At 66.0% G+C, this 18,063-nt stretch carries 15 protein-coding genes; 7 read left to right on the top strand and 8 right to left on the bottom strand.

The window, feature by feature from the left end; translation table 11 throughout:
* The first annotated feature begins 16 nt into the window (after positions 1–16).
* Positions 17–1,021, top strand: coding sequence for a sulfite exporter TauE/SafE family protein (locus tag BLU74_RS07805; protein ID WP_175454606.1), 1,005 nt, complete (start codon positions 17–19; stop codon positions 1,019–1,021).
* Positions 1,022–1,167: 146 nt separating this feature from the next.
* Here the strand turns inward: BLU74_RS07805 and BLU74_RS18900 are convergent, their stop codons facing one another.
* The 3 genes from BLU74_RS18900 to BLU74_RS07795 form a co-directional block, all read right to left on the bottom strand.
* Positions 1,168–1,329 carry a hypothetical protein gene (locus BLU74_RS18900; RefSeq protein ID WP_175454591.1) on the bottom strand — a complete coding sequence of 54 codons (162 nt, stop codon included), beginning with the start codon at positions 1,327–1,329 and terminating at the stop codon, positions 1,168–1,170.
* 162 nt (positions 1,330–1,491) lie between these two features.
* Positions 1,492–1,911 carry a VOC family protein gene (locus BLU74_RS07800; RefSeq protein WP_089766711.1) on the bottom strand — a complete coding sequence of 140 codons (420 nt, stop codon included), beginning with the start codon at positions 1,909–1,911 and terminating at the stop codon, positions 1,492–1,494.
* Positions 1,912–1,986: 75 nt separating this feature from the next.
* On the bottom strand, positions 1,987–2,895 hold the full coding sequence (locus tag BLU74_RS07795; RefSeq protein WP_089766710.1) for a bifunctional 5,10-methylenetetrahydrofolate dehydrogenase/5,10-methenyltetrahydrofolate cyclohydrolase: 909 nt from the start codon (positions 2,893–2,895) through the stop codon (positions 1,987–1,989).
* A 276-nt stretch (positions 2,896–3,171) separates the two neighbouring features.
* On the opposite strand from BLU74_RS07795, the gene pabB reads away from it, so the two are divergent.
* Together pabB and BLU74_RS07785 are read left to right on the top strand one after the other, a co-directional pair.
* Positions 3,172–4,872: an aminodeoxychorismate synthase, component I gene (gene pabB / locus BLU74_RS07790; protein ID WP_089766709.1), complete on the top strand. Its 1,701-nt coding sequence runs from the start codon at positions 3,172–3,174 to the stop codon at positions 4,870–4,872.
* Complete coding sequence (locus tag BLU74_RS07785; protein ID WP_089766708.1) at positions 4,869–5,435, top strand: anthranilate synthase component II; 567 nt, start codon at positions 4,869–4,871, stop codon at positions 5,433–5,435. The genes pabB and BLU74_RS07785 overlap by 4 nt, the downstream gene beginning before the upstream one ends.
* 15 nt (positions 5,436–5,450) lie before the next feature.
* On the opposite strand, the gene BLU74_RS07780 is transcribed toward BLU74_RS07785, so the two are convergent.
* Positions 5,451–7,316, bottom strand: coding sequence for a BCCT family transporter (locus tag BLU74_RS07780; protein ID WP_089766707.1), 1,866 nt, complete (start codon positions 7,314–7,316; stop codon positions 5,451–5,453).
* Positions 7,317–7,327: 11 nt separating this feature from the next.
* Positions 7,328–8,668 (bottom strand): NAD-binding protein, encoded by a 1,341-nt coding sequence (locus BLU74_RS07775; RefSeq protein WP_089766706.1) that lies wholly within the window; start codon positions 8,666–8,668, stop codon positions 7,328–7,330.
* A 189-nt stretch (positions 8,669–8,857) separates the two neighbouring features.
* Here BLU74_RS07775 and BLU74_RS07770 point away from each other — a divergent pair, with 189 nt between their 5' ends.
* From BLU74_RS07770 to BLU74_RS07760, 3 genes are all read left to right on the top strand, one after another.
* The gene (locus tag BLU74_RS07770) at positions 8,858–9,268 is read left to right on the top strand and encodes an EamA family transporter (protein ID WP_089766705.1); all 411 of its coding nucleotides are present in this window, start codon (positions 8,858–8,860) and stop codon (positions 9,266–9,268) included.
* A 106-nt stretch (positions 9,269–9,374) separates the two neighbouring features.
* A complete protein-coding gene (locus BLU74_RS07765) occupies positions 9,375–9,755 on the top strand; it encodes a Rid family detoxifying hydrolase (RefSeq protein ID WP_089766704.1) in 381 nt (126 codons plus the stop codon).
* A gap of 86 nt (positions 9,756–9,841) precedes the next feature.
* The gene (locus BLU74_RS07760) at positions 9,842–11,665 is read left to right on the top strand and encodes an aldehyde ferredoxin oxidoreductase family protein (RefSeq protein WP_089766703.1); all 1,824 of its coding nucleotides are present in this window, start codon (positions 9,842–9,844) and stop codon (positions 11,663–11,665) included.
* Between the two features lie 144 nt (positions 11,666–11,809).
* Here BLU74_RS07760 and fdhF read toward each other — a convergent pair whose 3' ends face one another.
* Both fdhF and BLU74_RS07750 read right to left on the bottom strand, forming a co-directional pair.
* Positions 11,810–13,963 (bottom strand): formate dehydrogenase subunit alpha, encoded by a 2,154-nt coding sequence (gene fdhF, locus BLU74_RS07755; protein WP_089766702.1) that lies wholly within the window; start codon positions 13,961–13,963, stop codon positions 11,810–11,812.
* A gap of 369 nt (positions 13,964–14,332) precedes the next feature.
* Positions 14,333–15,274, bottom strand: a complete 942-nt coding sequence (locus tag BLU74_RS07750; protein WP_089766834.1) for a VOC family protein — start codon at positions 15,272–15,274, stop codon at positions 14,333–14,335.
* Between the two features lie 269 nt (positions 15,275–15,543).
* Between BLU74_RS07750 and BLU74_RS07745 the strand changes: the two genes are divergently transcribed.
* Positions 15,544–16,107: a hypothetical protein gene (locus BLU74_RS07745; RefSeq protein ID WP_089766701.1), complete on the top strand. Its 564-nt coding sequence runs from the start codon at positions 15,544–15,546 to the stop codon at positions 16,105–16,107.
* A 30-nt stretch (positions 16,108–16,137) separates the two neighbouring features.
* Here the strand turns inward: BLU74_RS07745 and BLU74_RS07740 are convergent, their stop codons facing one another.
* Positions 16,138–17,859 carry a formate--tetrahydrofolate ligase gene (locus BLU74_RS07740; protein ID WP_089766700.1) on the bottom strand — a complete coding sequence of 574 codons (1,722 nt, stop codon included), beginning with the start codon at positions 17,857–17,859 and terminating at the stop codon, positions 16,138–16,140.
* Positions 17,860–18,063 lie beyond the last annotated feature (204 nt).

The following is an 18,063-nucleotide window of genomic DNA, read 5'->3' as shown; positions in this document are numbered from 1 at the left end:
CGTGAGTTTGCTCGGGATGTTCGCCGGGTTCGGCGTCCTGATCGGGCTCCTGTTCGGATTCTTCGGGATGGGTGGGTCCTTCCTCGTCACGCCGGCGCTTCTCGTGATGGGATACAAGACTGACGTGGCCGTCGCATCGGGGCTAGCGTTCGTTTTCGGGACGTCGGTCATCGCGACGCTGAAGCACCGCGACCTGGGACAGGTCGACTACAAACTCGGCGTGTTGATGATCGCCGGAACGACCGCCGGCATCGAGGTCGGCAAGTTCGGGTTGCACTGGCTGCAGGACATCGGACTGGCTAACACCGTCGTCAGCGTCGCGTACGTCGCGCTCCTCGGCGGAATCGGGGTCTTCATCACGTACAATGCACTGAAGAGCGGCGACAGCGGCGGCGTCGACCACGACGCCGAAGGGATGGACGCCGAGGAGGCGGCCGAAGATATCCCCGACATCGCCAAGAAGATCCAGTCCTACCGGATTCCGCCGATGATGTCAATCAAGGGGGGACTCACGGTCTCGCTGTGGATGATCTTAGGCGTCGCGTTCGCGACGGGACTCCTCTCGGGCTTCCTCGGGGTCGGCGGGGGCTTCATCCGGATGCCCGCGCTGTTCTACCTGATCGGTGTTCCCGTCCCCGTCGCGGTCGGTACCGACCTCTTCGAGATCGTCTTCTCGGGTGGGATCGGGAGCTTCCTCTACGCGATGGACGGCGCTGTCGACCTCGCTATCGTCGTCCCGCTGCTCGCGGGGAGCGCACTCGGGGCCCGCCTCGGTGCCGCCGCCACGAGCCTCGTCGAGGAGGACGACATCAAGGTCTACTTCGGCGTGATGCTGCTCCTGGGATCGGTGGCCGTCGCCGTTCGCGAGATCGGTGGGGCGATCGAGATGCCCGTCCTCAACACGGTGTCGCTGGCGATCATCGTCGGCGCGGCGATGCTCGTGAGCGGGGCAGTCGTGGTGAACTCGATCCGAGAACTGCGCTCGCAACCGCCGACTGCCGCGCCACAGTCGGCCGACTGACGGGCGACCCTCGGCTTGCCGCCCTGAACGGAATCGGACCTCGGAACGATCGATAGAAAAAGCGAGAGGCAGCGAATATCCGCAAGAGCGCGGTCGAAAACGGCGAGACAGTGTAAGAGCCGCGAACGATCGAAGGACTCGGCGGCTTACTTGTTGTACGACGAGGGGATCAGGACGCGACCGTGACGGCCGAAGATCGCGCTGATCTTGTCGCCCACGCGGTCGTAGACCGTCGAGATCGACGTGCCGGGGAGATAGAATTCGGTTTCGCTCGTCTGGTTGTTCTCGAAGTTGCTTGCTGTTGCCATTGTATTTACTCGTAGGCACCTGACCCCTATGAGGGTTTGTTAGGACTAGTTCGGGTATTTTTATTCTTCGTTCGTATACGGTGTCGTCTCTTGCAGAAACGTTCCATATTTTGGCGTATACTCGAAAAAACGTTGCCTAACGATCGTGAACGACACTCGATCTCACGGTGAGAGGACCTCGACGAGATTACCCTCCGGGTCGCGGACGAAAAAGATGGTCGTACCGCTCTCGGTGGTCTGCGGTTCGCTCACCGTCTCGACGGAGTCCGGGAGGCCACCGTAACACGCCGCCACGTCGTCGACCGCGAGGCCGACGTGGGTCACACCGGCGGTATCGATCTGCGGGCCGGCCTGGCTGTCGCCGGTGGCGTCATACGAGACGAGTTCGAGCCGGACGTCGCCGGCGTCGAGGTGAACGAACGACGCGCGGGCGTCCGGGACGCCGACACCGGTCGCGAAGGCCTCACCCCCGACCGAGAACTCTGCGACGACGTCGAGTCCGAGGGCATCTCTGTAGAATTCGACGGCCTGGTCGAGATCCGAGACAGTGATACCGACGTGGTGGGCAGTTAACGAGTCCATACAGGCGCTCGTGGGAGCGCGATCAAAGAGGCATCGACACCACTCGCCGGCTTCGATTCGCTATCGCACCCGCAGTCACGGGAGGTCGACCGAGACGTCGGCGCGGAGACCCGCCGCCTTGACCGTGTTGTAGAGGAGCATCGCGATCGTCATCGGCCCCACACCGCCGGGGACGGGCGTGATGGCGCGTGCTTTCTGCGACGCGCTCTCGAAGTCCACGTCGCCGACGAACTGGGGTTCGTCGCGGGCGGCCGTGTCGACGCGGTTGATCCCGACGTCGACGACGACCGCGCCCGCGGAGAGCATCTCCGCGTCGATCAGTTCGGGGACGCCCGTCGCCGCGACGACGATGTCCGCTCCGCGTGTCTTCTGGGCGAGATCCGTCGTTCGGGAGTGACAGACGGTCACGGTCGCGTTACTGCCAGGTGCACGCTGTAAGAGCAGGTTCGCTGTCGGCCGACCCACGACGTTCGAACGGCCGACGACGACCGCGTCTCGGCCGTCGGTCTCGATGTCGTAGGCGGAGAGTAACCGCTGAATCCCGTGCGGCGTACACGGCTTGAACCGCGGATCACCGGTGACCAGTCGGCCGACGTTCTCGGGGTGGAAACCGTCGACGTCCTTCTCGGGGTCGATCCGGCGGAACGCGTCGCGCTCGTTGATGTGGACCGGCAGCGGTCGCTGTACCACGATCCCGTCGACGTCGGGATCGGCGTTCAGTTCCTCGATTCGGTCGAGGAGCGTCGCGGACGGTTCGTCGGTGTCGACCTCGTGATGTTCGCTCTGGATTCCGAGATCCGAACACGCCCGCTGTTTCATCGACACGTAGGTCTTGCTCGTTCCGTCGTCTCCCATCCGGACCGTTGCCAGTCGCGGCGTGACGCCGTCGGTTCGCAGCCGCACGACGGCCTCTCGGAGCGTGTCGCGAATCCGGCCGCTGACCTCGTTGCCGTCGATCAGGGTCGTCTGTGGTTCCTGTTTCATCGTTCGTGTCGGGCCTCGGACCGTCGCATTCCTGCCAAGGGCGACTCTCTCAGTAGTTGTGGACAGTTCCTGATATTTGATTGGCGGGAATACGCAACGTCTTGAAGTTCGCCGCGACGAGGCGGAGCTCGCGCTCGCGTTCGAGCGTCGCTCATCGAGCCGATCGACTGACTCGTAGAAAGGGCCGCTCACGCAAGCCTTTTGCCGGTCTCACTGCTACTGATGGAACGACAACACTGGGGGACTCCGTGCCGCCGGTGGAGGAAATCGTTCCAGATGAGTGAGATAACGGTCGTCACTGAGCGAGCAGAGTTCGTCGAGACGGCGTCGACAGCCCCGGCAGGGGCCCGCGTCCCGGTCGAAGTGCGAGTCACCGTGTCGGACCCCTTCGAGGCGTACCGACGGGTCCGCGCGCCGGACATCGATGGGGTGTACCTCGAGACCACCGGCGGACAGTCGGGGTGGGGGTACTTCGCCGTGGATCCGATCGACCAGATCCAGGTCGACGAGCCCGGGAGATACGAGGGATCCGATCGCGCGGGGAGCGCCGAGAGCGAGGCGAGCGACGGAGCGCGAACGGCGCGAAGCGGCCTCGGCGGCGACAGTCCGACAGTCGCGGCCATCGACGACCTGCTCGATCGCGAACAGTTGGTTCGCGGGAACTGCGACGTCCCGTACCCCTGTGGGGCGTTCGGATGGCTCTCTTACGACGTCGCGCGCGAACTCGAAGACCTCCCGGACACGACCGAGTCCGACGGGCTGCCGCGCCTCCAACTCGGCGTGTTCGATCGCGTGGTCGCCTGGGAAGAGCCGCGCGACGGCGACGCGGTCGACCTACGCGTGACCGCGTGCCCGTCTGTCGGCGAGTCATCCGAAGACGCCGCCGATGCGTACGAGACGGGACGTTCGCGGGCCAGAGCGCTGGCTGAGACCGCACTGACCGGGACACCGGTCGACGTGTCGCCGCCGGTGGCATCGGACAGCGCGGTCTTCGAGAGCGAGTGCGGCGAGCGCGCGTTCGCGGACCGCGTCCGGACGATCAAGCAGTACGTCCGCGACGGCGACACGTTCCAGACGAACGTCTCGCATCGACTGACCGCACCCGCCGCGGTCCACCCCGTCGAGGCGTTCGACGCGGTGCGCCGTGTCAATCCGGCCCCGTATTCGGGGCTGCTAGAATTTCCCGGCGTCGACCTCGTCAGCGCGAGTCCGGAACTCCTGCTCGAAGTCGAGGGCGACCGGCTCCTCACCGAACCGATCGCCGGCACGCGGCCGCGCGGCGATACGCCGAGTGAAGACGCCGAACTCGAAACGGATCTGCTCAGTGACGAGAAGGAGCGGGCCGAACACGCGATGCTCGTCGACCTCGAACGGAACGACCTCGGGAAGGTGAGCGACTACGGCACCGTCGAGGTGTCCGAGTACCGACGCGTGGATCGCTACTCCGAGGTGATGCACCTGGTGTCGCTCGTCGAGGGGCGACGGCACGAGGACAAGAGCATCGCCGACGCCGTCGCAGCGGTCTTCCCGGGAGGGACGATCACCGGCGCGCCGAAGCCGCGGACGATGGAGATCATCGACGAGGTGGAGACCACGCGCCGGGGGCCCTACACCGGAAGCGTCGGCATCTTCGGCTTCGACGAGCGGGCGACGCTCAACATCACGATCCGGACCCTCGTGCGTCGGGGCGAGGAGTACCGCCTCCGCGTCGGCGCGGGCATCGTCCACGACTCGGTCCCCGAGGCGGAGTATCAGGAGACGCTCGATAAGGCCCGCGCCCTGCTCAACGCCGTCGATGAGGCGCTCGGTGAGACCGCGTCGTTCGCCGTCGGCGAGGACGATTCCGACGTCGAGGGCGGCCCCGACGTCGAGGCCGACGGCGGCACTGCCACCGGGCGCACGGTCGGAGTCGCTGAAGCGGACGAAGAAACAGCCACCGACAGGACCGAGAGCGACGGGGAGGGGTCCGGCCAGTGATCCTCATCATCGACAACTACGACTCCTTCGCGTACAACCTCGTCCAGTACGTCGGCGAGTTCGAAGACGTCGAAGTCCGCCGGAACGACGCGGTCGACGCCGACGACATCCGATCGCTCGATCCCGATGGGATCGTCGTCTCGCCCGGCCCGGGGACGCCACAGGAGGCCGGCGTCTCGATCGACGTCTTCGCGGAGACCGGCTATCCCGCCCTCGGGGTCTGTCTCGGTCACCAGGCGCTGTGTGCGGCCTACGGCTCGAATGTCGGACACGCTCCGGAGGTCGTCCACGGCAAGCCCTCGTCGGTCCGGCACAACGGGAGTGCGCTCTATGCGGGCGTCGACGATCCGTTCGAGGTCGGCCGGTATCACTCGCTGGCCGTCGAGCGCGGCGACCTCCCGGACGTGCTCGTCGAGACCGCTGCGACCGACGACGAGGGCGTCGTGATGGGCGTCGAACACGCGTCGAAGCCGCAGTACGGCGTGCAGTTCCACCCCGAGAGCATCCTGACCGACGCCGGCAAGCAGATCGTCGAGAACTTCTGCACGTCGATCGCCGACTGAGGACCCGGACCCGGGTCAGTCCTCGCGGTCCGGCGGCTCGACGTCGTGATGCGTCTGGATCGTCGGCAACCGATCAACTGCGATCCTGACGAGCGACGTGTGGTCACTGCCTCGATCCTCCCGAGAGACTCCCAGGGCCAGTCCCACGATCGCGAGCATCGACAGGATCGCGAAGGGAGCGCCCGTCAGCACCGCCAGTGCCTGAAGCGTCTCGCCGCCGCCGATCAGAAGCACCGCGAGCGCGACGACGGCCTGGAACGCGCCCCAGAGCGCGATCGTCCCGCGGGAGGGCGCGACGCCCCGCCGAGAGGCCAGGATGGCCGCGATCAGCGTCGCGGTGTCGGCCGACGTCACGATGAACACCACGATGAGCGCCAAGAAGAGAAAGAGCAACAGGTCTCCGAGCGGGAGCGCAGACAGCAGCGGAAAGCCCGCGACGGCTTCCGACCCGCCGCGGGCGGTGATCGCCGAGAGGATGTCGGCTCGACCGGAGTGCTGCAGCGATAGCGACGTCCCCCCGACGACGAGGAACCACACCCCGGTCGCCAGCGAGGTCGCGCCGACGCTCGTGAGGACGACTGTCCGGAGGCGACGACCCCGTGAGAGCGCCGCGAGGAACGTCCCCGCGAAGGGGGCCCACGAGAACCACCACGCCCAGTTCCAGACCGTCCACTCGGTGACCCACGCGCCGCCGGTGTAGAGGCTCATCGGGACGAAGTTAACGGCGTAAGCGCCGAGCGCGTCCGTCCCCTGTGCAACGACGGGCCCTCGGGGACCGACCAGGAAGATCAACAGCGCGAAGACGCCGAACAGGACGACGGTGACCCCGGCGATCCGGCGGATCCCCCGGTGCAGCCCCGAGACCGCAGAGAGGATATACACCGCAGCGAGGCCGCCCACGAAGAGTACCGGCCCGAGTTCGCCCGGAGCGACCCCCCACTGGAAGCCGACGCCGGCGAGGAACTGCTGGGACACGAGGCCGATCGACGTCGCAATGCCGCCGATCGTCGCGAAGACGGCGAGTGTATCCACCAGCCGACTCCACGGCGAATCGAGACCGTCGACGCCGAGGAACGGTGTCAGAATCGACGAGACGCGGAGCGGCGCGCCGCGCTCGAAGACGAAGTACGCGATCGGGATCCCGATGACCGCGTACGCGCTCCACGCGGACAGCCCCCAGTGGAAGAGTGCGTAGACGAGTGCAGCGTCGATCGCCGCGGCCGATTGCGGTGCGGCGTCGAAGAACGGCGGGGGCGTCTGGTAATGAAAGAGCGCTTCGGCCGGCCCCCAGAACACGATCCCGGCGGCGATCCCGGCGGTGAACACGAGCGAGAAGTACGTCGGATAGGTGTAGGTGGGTTCGGTGTCCTCGCCGCCGAGTTTCACGCCGCCCCAGGCGCTGAAGAACACGAAGACGCAGAAGGCGACCGCGACCAGCATCGCGCCCAGGAGGAACGGCCCCATCCCCTGCAAGACGGCCGTGGTCAGCGTGTCAACCGCCGCCGTCGTCGCGGCCGGGCGGACGATCCGGATGAGGAAATACAGGGCGAAGACGGCGACCGGAAGCCCGAGTGTCACGGGATCGTGCACGGAGATCAGATTCGAGATGACTGACCGAACGGACGTCCGACGGATCCTGACGAGCGAGGAGACGCCGGCGTCGTCCGTTCGAATCCGCTCGTAAGGCAGCACAGCGAGGTATCCCAGTCCGGAGCCGAAGAAGAGCAACGACATCCCGAGCAGCGCCTGTCCGCCGAGCGCCTGCCCCACGGCCGAGGGGAAGAAGAATCCGACCAGCACGATCGCTCCCGAACCGACGAAGGTCGCGAGCAGCGCGCTGGCCAAGAACTGCTGCGCGCCCGTGGCGTCTGCTGTGCTCATTGTGTCAAGTGTTACCGGGCGTCGGTATTAGACTGTTGACTCTCCGGGTCGTCCGTGTCAGCGTCGCTGTCCTCGCCTGTCTCCGAATCCGTCGTCCGCTGGTCCTCCGCGGTGGGGTCCGCCTCCTGCTCGGCGAATCCGAGCACTGCGGCCGGGTCGACGTCGGGCGCGTCGCCGTCGAGGATGGACGCCCCGAGGAGTCGCCCCCCGATCGACCGGAGGTCGATGACCTCGTCGGCACCGACGGCGTCGAGTTTCTTCGCGTGCGTCTCTTTGTTCGCAACGGCCACGATCCGGATGTCGGGGCTCACGTCGCGGGCGGCGAGGACCGCGAGGACGTTCTCGGCGTCGTCGTCGCCGGCGACGGCGACACCGCGGGCCGCATCTACACGCGCGTCCGCGAGCACCGCCTCGTCGGTCGGATCGTCAGTCAGGACCTCGAACCCGGCGTCGGTCAGCCGCGAGGCGGCCTCTGCGTCGTCGGTCACGACGACGAGGTCAGTCCCGTCGCCGACGCGGTCGAGAAACGATTCGGCTACGTCGCCGTATCCGAGGACCACCACGTGGTCCTCGAGGAGTGAGAGTTCTGATGCAGTCATCGTTCCGAAGGCAGCCGCCATCCGGGATTCGATCGCCGGTCCAATGAGCGCGCCGACCGCGACAGTGAACGCGCCGGTCCCGAGCAGGATCACCGACAGCGAGAACAGTTTGGCTTCCAGCGTCGTCGGCGTGATATCGCCGTAGCCGACGGTCGCGATCGTCACGATCACGTAGTATATCGCGTCGCCCCACCCCTCGAGTTCGAGGAACTGTCTCCGGAGGCCATATGCGCCGACGGTCCCGTAGAGTCCGACCCCGAGGATCGACGCCAGCGAGGCGATTTGCAGCGAGGAGAGCCCGAGCGGCTGGTCGAACTCCTCGCGGTTCGCCACCAGCAGGGGCACCGTCAGGAGGACGAGCACCAACAGCGGGATCTCGGTCGTCCGCCCGGTGGTGAGCGGGAGAATCGCGAGTGCGGGGACGAGCACCATCGCGCCCAGCCACGCGAGGCGCTTGCGGCGACCGAGCCCCACGGTGGCGATGCCTAACGGGAAGGCCAAGAGCACGCCCACGAAGCGGACGAGGATCGGTGCGGCCGGGATGAGTGTCGCTAACGGCCCCTCGACGACGGGTTGCGCCCGACTCAGATTCGAGAGCCCCGTCACGAACGCGAGGACTGCAACCGCCGCCACCAGGGCGACCGTCGGCTTCGCCCCGGAGAACTCGCGCCATTCGACGAAGGGCACCCGCTCCGCGGGGTAAAAGACCTCCTCGAACGGCCGCGTCCCGTGCTCGTCCTGTGAGTCAACCACTATCACATACTGTCGGACCACCCCTAAAAAACAGTACTGTAGGATTTCGGAGATGCTGTGTTTCGGCAGCACTCTCAAACCGACCCTGAGCGTATCGGGACGTATGCACCCCAGAGACGAGACCGCAGCGCGGTGTCGGAGTCGAAACGGCCAGACTCGTGAGCCCGGTCCCACGGGGGGGACCACCGCGTGAACCCCGCCATCCTCTTCGGCGCCGGGACGATGATCGCGTGGGGCTTTTGGATCATCTTCGGCGACATCGCCTCGAACACGATCGATCCGGAGATGGCCGCGTTTCTCTCATATCTCACCGCGACGGTCGTCACCGGTCTCTTCGTCGTCGTCTCGGACGCCTCGCTGGCGTTCACGAACCGGGGGCTGGCGTTTTCTGCGGTCGCCGGCGTCGCCGCGGCGGTCGGTGTCGTCTCGACGTTCATCGGCGTCACCGTGGGGTCGACAGCCATCGTCTCGACGATCGGCGGGATGTACTTCGTGACGGCCGCAGTGATCAGTATCGCCGCGCTCGGCGAGCCGCTATCGCTACAGAAGGCAGCGGGGATCGGCCTCGCGCTCGTCGCGATCATCGTCATCAATCAGTGAGCGGGGAGTGACCCCGTTCGACACAACGTCTTCGAGTGTTGTCACACTGTGCTCGCTCCGCCGCGCTACCGACTTTTAAGGAACCCCACGGGGTACGATAGTCCGTATGAAGCGAACCATCAGCACCGACGACGCACCTGCGGCGGTCGGCGCGTACAGCCAGGCGACTACGAACGGCGATCTGCTCATCACGGCCGGGCAGCTCCCGCTGACGACCGACGGCGAACTGCTCGACGACGAACCGGTCGGCGAACAGACCAGACAGTGTCTCCGGAACGTCGAAGCGATCCTCGAATCCGAGGGGCTCTCGCTCTCGGACGTCCTGAAGACGACCGTCTTCCTCGACGACATCGACGACTTCGACGCATTCAACGAGGCCTACAGCGAGTTCTTCGAGGCGGAACCGCCCGCCCGGAGCGCTGTCGGTGCCGGTGCCGTGCCGAAAGGCGCTGCCGTCGAGATCGAAGCGATCGCGACGACCGAGTAAGCCGGACGGATCGCGAGTGGGTCCGAACCGGTCGGACAGTCCCGTAACAAACGCTTAATGAATCTCGCCCCGCTACGAGCGTCTGTATGACTGACGGGGCGCCAACCGATCTCCTTCGCGTCGACCTGACCGCCGGCACGGTCGAGCGCGAACGGCTTCCGGATCGGTGGCTGACGCAGTACGTGGGCGGTAAGGGCCTCGGTGCGCGCTACCTGTACGATCGGCTCGCGCCGGGGACGGATCCGCTCGGCCCCGAGAACCACCTCCTCTTCACGATCGGTCCGTTGAGCGGGCTCTTACCGGGCGAACCGCAGTTTGCGGCTATCACCCGGTCGCCGCTCACCGGGACGTTCCTGGACTCCTACAGCGGCGGCGAGTTCGCGGCCGCGCTTGTCGGCGCGCTCGACGGCGCACTTGGCGTGGCGATCACCGGACGCACCGACGAGCCACAGGTCCTCGAACTCCGGGACGGCGAAGCGACGCTCACTCCCGCGGGGGCCCTGTGGGGCGAGGACGCCGTCGCGACCTGTGCGGCGTTCGATGACCCGGTGGCCTGCATCGGGCCCGCCGGAGAGCATCGGGTCCGCTTCGCCACCGTCGCCTCCGACGGCGGCGAGCACCACGCCGGCCGCGGCGGCGCGGGGGCCGTGATGGGGTCGAAGGGGCTGAAAGCGATCGTCGCCCGCGGAGAACCGCCCGAACGCCCGCCGGAGATCGAAGCGCTCAGAGACGAGTACGAGGAGCGCTACCGCGAGGACGACGTCGGCCGCTGGCACGCGGCGAGTGCGACGCTCGAAACAGTGGATTTCGCCGACGAGGTCGGCGTGCTCTCGACGCACGGCTGGCAGGCGGGACGGTTCGACGGCGCGGCGGAGATCGGCATCGAAGCGGTCCGGGACGCTGCCATCGACCGCGAGCGCGGCGACGACGAGATCCCGGGCGGCTTCCGCGTCGAGACCGACGATGGCGAGTCGGTCCCGCGCGGCGCGGCCCCGATGTCGCTGGGGGCGGGACTGGGCATCGACGACTTCGACGCCGTCGCGTCGCTCGGTCAGGCCTGCGACCGCCTCGGACTCGACGTGATCAGCGCTGGCAACGCCGTCGCGTGGGCGATCCGCGCGGACGAGACCGACGCCGTCGACGCCGCACTCGATCTGGACGGGTCCCTCTCGTTCGGCGACGACGACGCCGCCAGGACGCTTATCGAGGCGATCGCCCACCGGCGCGGCGAGGTCGGCGACGCGCTCGCCGACGGCGTCGAGGCCGCTGCGGAGCGACTGGGCGGGGCGGACCTCGTCCCGACGGTCAAATCGATGGAGGTGCCCGCCTACGACCCCCGGGGCTCGCCGACGACGGCACTGGCGTACGCGACCAGCGACCGGGGGGCCTGCCACCGGCGCTCGCTGCCCGCCGAGACGGAGGTGTTCGAGGGCGAGGGCTGGGACGACACGGACCGCGTCGAACTCGTGATCCGCGAGCAGACGATCACTTCGGCGCTGTGGTGTCTCATCGCCGACGACTTCGCCGGCGCGGCGCTCGAATCGGACCTCGGCGCGGAGTGGTTGGCGGCGATCGACACACGCGCACCGGCCGATCCCGCAGAACTGCTCCGGGTCGGCGAACGCACGTGGACGATGACGCGACTGTTCAACGTTCGCGAGGGGTTCGACGCGGCCGACGAAGCGCTCCCCGACGCGTTCGAGCGGCCGCTCTCCGATGGACCGGCGGCGGGATCCGCGCTCGATACGGAGTGGTTCGACGGGTTACGCCGCCGGTACTACGCGGCCCGTGGGTGGAGTCCCGAAGGCGTCCCGACGACGTCGCTGCTGGACCGACTCGACCTCGCCGACGTGGTCGACGAGGAGACGCCCGTCGCCCGGAGCGCAGTGACCGACCGCGATTCGCCGTAGCCGACGGACCGAGCCACCGAACGCGCTGTGGAAAGTGTCTGGGGAGCGACAGCGACCCGGTAACTGGTGGGAGGCCTGAGGCTGGAGTCGGTGCTGGTGCGCGGGCGCAAAAAAAATCGGAGCGTGCCTCGGAAGGCGAGGTGATCAGTCGTCCGCGGGCGCGTCGGCGGCGTCGTCGGTGTCGTCGGTCGTGACGCTGACCTCGATTTCCACGGCTGCAGCCTTGTACTCGGGGATCTTCGCGCGTTCGTCGAGGACGTCGTTGGTGAGGCGGTTGCCCGCAGCGTCGGCGAAGTGCGGCGTCGTCCAGACGGTACCCTCCTTCGTGTCCTCGGTGACCCGCGCCTCGACCTCGATCTCGCCGCGCCGGGATTTGAGCGTCACGTAGTCGCCGTCCTCGATGCCGTAGCGGTCTGCGTCGTTCGGGTGGACATCGACGAAGTTCTCCGGTTCGACGCGGTTGAGCGTCTCGGAGCGTCGGCTCATCGTCCCCGTGTTGTAGTGTTCGATGATGCGGCCCGTCGTGAGGATGAGCGGGTACTCCTCGTCGGGGGTCTCCTTGGGCGGCTGGTGTCTAACGCCTTCGATCTGGCCGAGACCGCTCTCGGTAGTGAAGCCGTCGCCGTAGAGGTAGTCGTCGCCCTCGTCGCCGGGTTCGTAGCAGGGCCAGTGGATCCCCTCCTCGCCGAGGCGATCGTAGGTCATCCCGTGGAAGATGGGAGCCACCTGCCGGAGTTCCTCGAAGACTTCCTCGGGCCCGTCGAAGTCGAAGGAGCCGTCACCGAACAGGCGATTGCCAACGTCACAGAGGATCTCGAGGTCGTCTTTGGTGTTCGGGTGGACCTTGTCGACGCCGCGCATCCGCTGGGTCCGGCGGTCCGTGTTGACCACCGTCCCGTCGCGTTCCGCCCACGACGTTGCGGGAAGGATCACGTCGGCGTACTCGGCGGTCTCGGTCTTGTAGATGTCCTGTACCACCATGAAGTCGAGTTCTTCGAGGCGCTCCTCGACCCGGTTGGTGTCGGGTTCGCTCATCACGGGGTTTTCACCCATAATGTAGAGCCCGTGGATCGTGTCGCCGATCTCGTGGGAGACCTCGACGTTCGTCAGGCCGGGTTCCGAGGGGATCTCGAAGTCCCAGACCTCCTCGACATCAGCACGAACCTCGGGATCGGAGACGTCACGGTACCCCGGGAGGACGTTCGGCATCGCACCGACGTCCGACGCGCCCTGGACGTTGTTCTGGCCGCGCAGGGGGTTGACACCCGTCCCCGGTCGGCCCAGGTTGCCCGTGATCAGGGCGAGGTTGATCTCGTTCTGGACGTTGTCGACGCCACAGGTGTGCTGGCTCATCCCCATCCCGGTGAAGATGGCCGCGTTGTTCGCCATCGCGTACTTCTCGGCGGCGAGTTCGATGTCCTCGAGCGGGACGCCGGCTTCCTCGGCCGCCGCTTCCTTGTCGAAGTCCTCGAGGGTCTCCTTGAGGTGCTCGAACCCCTCGGTGCGCTCCTCGATGAACTCCTCGTCGATCCAGCCCTCGTCGGGGTTCTCTTCGTGCTTTTCGAGGATGGTCTTGATGACGATATTCAGCAGGGGAATGTCGGTCCCCGGTTCGAGCTGGAGGTGCATGTGGCGGTCGGTCTCGTCGATCTTGAACGACCGCGTGGTCTTGTTGGCGTGGGGGTCGACTTGGATGACGGTCGCCCCTTCGAGTACCGCCTGCCGGAAGTACTGACTGTTGGCGATGGGGTGCTGCTCGCCGGGGTTTGCGCCCTGGATCCAGAACACGTCCGCCGCCTCTTCGAGGTCGGCCATACTGTTTGTCATCGCACCCTCGCCGAGACTGTTCTTGAGGGCGTACACCGTCGAGGAGTGGCACATCCGGGTACAGGTATCGACGCTGTTGGTGCCGTAGCGTCGGGCCAGTTTCTGGATGAGGTAATTCTCCTCGTTCATCGCCTTCGAACACCCGTAGAAGCCCACTCCCTGTGCGGAGTGGTCCTCGCGGATGCGCTCCATGTTCTCGACGATCATATCGTAGGCCTCGTCCCACGACGCCTCGCGGAGTTCACCGTCGTCATCGCGGATCAGGGGGTCGGTCAAGCGATCCTCGTGGTTGACCGATTGCGTCGCCGCGCCGCCCTTGATGCAGATGCTACCGTCGTTGACCGGCGCATCACCCCACGGACGGAACGAGACTTCGCCCTCGTCGTCCTGTGCGATCTGGATCCCGCAACCCACGCCGCAGTACGGGCAGATCGTCTTCACCGGTTGCTGATCTTGTTGTTCACTCGACATACTGTGGTCCCTCCGGATGAGCGTTCATCTCGTTCGTAAAGGTTCCGTGCCACGAGTATGAATCTTTCTCACACGGTCTGTATCTCCGTATCGTGGGAAACACAACTGATTTCGATCGAAATACTCGGACCGCGCTCGTGTCCGGCGATAGTTTCGGAACCCCTGATCCGTTAGTATAGACGGTTTACACGTGACGGCGGACGAACCGTCTGGCCAATCGGACAGCGCATCGACAAGTCGGCCCGAGAACTGCGCGGCGGACGACGAGTCGAACCCCGCAGGTACCGAATCTGGGCCTCGCGATGGTCTCCCGCCCTCGGCGACTCGGTGTGACGCGAGCGACGATGAACAGCGGGGACGGGTGTGGTCTCAGTAGGTGACTCGCTTCAGGGAGTCGATCCCACCGATCCACTGGTGATCGTCGCCGTCGCTGATGTCGTTTTCTTCCCAGGCGACGGGGTCCCAGTGCGGATCGAGCGTGAGGTAACTCCCGGTGTTGAACTCGATGCGGTGGCCGCTCGTCGGATCCCGGGCGTACATAAACTCACCGCGCGAGATGCCGTGTTGCCCGATCCCGTCGACCGGGACGTCGTTCTCGTTCATCACGTTGTGCGCCTCGAAGAGGTCGTTCGCGGAGTCGACCTCGAAGGCGATGTGGTGGACGGCCGCGTCGTCGTCGTCGTTCTCGGACTGAACGATAGCCAGATCGATCTTGACGCCGCAGGCGCTGAGGAACGTCCCCCACCGAGAGCCGTCCTGGAGGTCGTAGTACTCCTGGACCTGGAAGCCGAGTTCCTCCCGGATCCACTCGGCGCACTCGAACGCGTCCTGGTCCCAGATCTGGAGGTGGTCGATTCGGTTCGGTGCGATCGGATGGTTGTCGGTGGGGTCGTACTGCCGGTTTCGCAACTGCGAGCGTCGTTCCTTCGGCGGTTCGGGCTTCGCCATCTCTCCGTAGAGTTCGAAGCGGTGGCCGTTCGGGACCTCGAAGCGGATCGCCTCTCCCTGGCCCGCCTCGGTACCCTCCGCGACCCAGGTGACGTCCAGCCCCTGGTCTTCGAACCGCTCTGCGAACGCGGCCACGTGTTCGGGCGCTTCGGTCTGCCATCCGATATGGTCGATGCCTGGCTCGTCGGCCTCGGTCAGGCTGAGCGAGTGATGATCGTACTCCTCGACGCTCCGAAGATACGCCGTCTCGTCTGTCCGCTCGACGATCTCCATCCCTGACGTGTCGACGTAGAACGACAGCGACTCGTCCAGGTCCGGCGTCTCCAGTGCGACGTGTCCGAGTCGGGCAACTTCTGGCGACATCATCAGTCGGTATGGCAGAATTGATAATAAACGACCCGCAGATGTTCAGATACTGGGATTGTGTGCGCTGACGGCTGAGAGCGGTGAAATACGCCATTTTCGAGAGCTCGATTCGCGGCTTTTCTGCGGGATTCCCAGCCGGCGAGGGCGTTACACCCGCACTCACAGGCGAAGAAAGACGCTCGACTCGATGTCGAGGGTGGGCGACGACACCGGCCGTCTCGGACGCCGAGCCAACACCCTAAGACCCTGGCCGCCGAACGATCGGTATGGAACTCACCGCCGATACGATCGAGGAACTCGTCGCGGAGTACCCCGAGTACCAGCCGTTCTCGACGGTCGAAGACGAACACGTCGACCTCCTGCCCGAGACGTTCGCGAGCGGCGACTACGGCTGGCGCGACGCCGAGTGGGTCGTCCAGTGGTACGGCCGGCGGTTCCTCAGCGGGATGCCGAACGCCGATCGGCGTGAACTGGAGGCCGCATACGACGAGAACGAGTACGAAGCGGTCCACGACGCCATCGGCGCGGCTGTCGAGGCCGAAGACGCCGACGGGATGCTCTCGTCGCTGACCGAACTCGCGGGCGTCGACGTCGCGATCGGATCGGCCTTCTGTCAGTTCATCGACCCCGACCGGTACGTCGTGATCGACAGTCGCCAGTGGGGCGTCCTGCGGGACCTCGGCGAACTCGACGGCGACTACCCGGACCCCCCGAGCGTCGACGACTACGAGACGTATCTTTCGGCGTACCGGGCGCTCGCCGAGCGCTGTGAGTGCTCGCTGTGGGAGCTGTACCGTGCGCTGTGGGTCACCGTCGAAAGAGACGCGTAGAGAGAACCGCAGACCGAGCCGAGGCTCGGCTTAGAACAGGCCGCTGATGTTGCCGTCGGCGTCGATGTCCATCCCGGCGGCCGCGGGTTCGGCCGGCAGACCGGGCATGTCGAGCACGTCACCCGTCAGCGCGACGATGAAGCCTGCGCCCGCCGAGGGGTAGAGTTCGCGGACTTCCAGTTCCCAGCCCTCGGGCGCGCCCTTCTTCGAGGGGTCGTCGCTGAGCGAGTGGAACGTCTTCGAGAGACAGACCGGCACGTCGTCGAAGCCGAGGTCCTCGAGGCGCTCGATGTCGTCTTCGGCGTCGCCGGTGAAGTTGACGCCGTCGGCACCGTAGATCTCGGTAGCGACCGTCTCGATCTTCTCTTTGATCGGCGCGTCGTCGGGGTAGAGGTGCTCGAAGTCCTCGGGGTCGTTCTCCTCGACCGCGTCGGTGACGTGGTTCGCGAGGTCGACGCCGCCTTCGCTGCCCTCGGCGAAGACGTTCGACTCGGCGATCTCGACGCCGAGATCCTCGCGGCAGTGCTCGACGACGGCCTCGATCTCCTCGTCGGTATCGTCGGGGAAGCGGTTGAGCGCGACGACGACCGGGACGCCGAACTTCTGGAGGTTGCGAACGTGCTTGTCGAGGTTCGCGAAGCCGGCTTTCAGTTCCTCGACGCCGGCCTCTTTGACCTCGTCGAGGTCGGCGGGCCACATACCCATCCCGTGGTACTTCAGCGCGCGCACCGTCGAGACGAGGACGACGGCGTTCGGCGTCATATCGCCGAGACGGCAGACGATGTTCATGAACTTCTCCGCACCGAGATCAGAGCCGAAGCCGGCCTCGGTGACGAGGTAATCGCCCATCCCGAACGCCGCCTTGTCCGCGATCAGGGAGTTCGTCCCGTGGGCGATGTTCGCGAAGGGACCGCCGTGGACGAACGCGGGCGTGCCCTCGATCGTCTGGACGAGGTTCGGTCGGATCGCGTCCTTCAGGAGCATCGCGGCCGGGCCGGTCGCGTCGATGTCGTCGACGGTGACCGGGTCGCCGTCTTCGGTGTAGGCGAGGATGATGCGCCCGATGCGCTCTTTCAGATCGGCGAGGTCCTCGGCGAGACAGAGGACGGCCATCAGCTCGGAGGCCGCCGTGAGGAGGAACCGGCTCTCGCGCGGCGTGCCGCCCGACGAGCCACCGAGGCCGACCACGATGTCGCGGAGGGCTCGCTCGTTCATATCCATCGCCCGCGGCCACGAGACCTCGTTGACGTCGATGTCGAACTCGTCGCTCTGGGAGATCTTCGCGTCGAGCATCGCCGCGATGAGGTTGTGCGCGGAGGTGAGCGCGTGGAGGTCGCCCGTGAAGTGGAGATTGATGTCCTCCATCGGAAGGACCTGGGAGTAGCCGCCACCGGCCGCGCCGCCCTTTACACCGAAGACCGGCCCGAGCGACGGTTCACGGATCGCGATCATCGCGTCCTCACCGACGTGGTTGAGCGTCTGGCCGAGGCCGACCGTCGTCACGGTCTTGCCCTCGCCCATCGGCGTCGGCGTCATCCCCGTCACGAGGACGAGGTTGCCTTCCTTCTCGTCGGACTGGTCGCGGAACCGATTGACCGCGTCGTGGGAGAGTTTCGCCTTATAGTCGCCGTAGAGTTCGAGATCGTCTGCCGCGACGTCCCAGGATTCGAGGACGTCCGTGATCGGTTCTTTCTCTGCGTCCTGTGCGATTTCGTAGTCTGTCGGGAAGCCGCTGTCTTCGTCTGACGCCATAGGTGTGGATGACCCGGGCAGGCCACGTAAGCGTACCGAAAAAACCTAACCGATAGCCGATATGTCGTGTTTCGGTGAGCCGATAGCGGATTTGGGTTTCGTCCGGTAGTATCGGATCTAATCGGTGCAGACGCGGGCGGTCAGAATCACCAATATCCACGAACGACACCGATTTGTGCCTCAAATCACCGATTTCACCGACGC

Origin of the sequence: Halobellus clavatus (genome assembly GCF_900107195.1) — an archaeon.
Classification (GTDB): Archaea; Halobacteriota; Halobacteria; order Halobacteriales; family Haloferacaceae; genus Haloquadratum; species Haloquadratum clavatum.
Note: the sequence above shows the minus strand (reverse complement) of the source record. Positions and strands in the feature narration are given on the sequence as shown.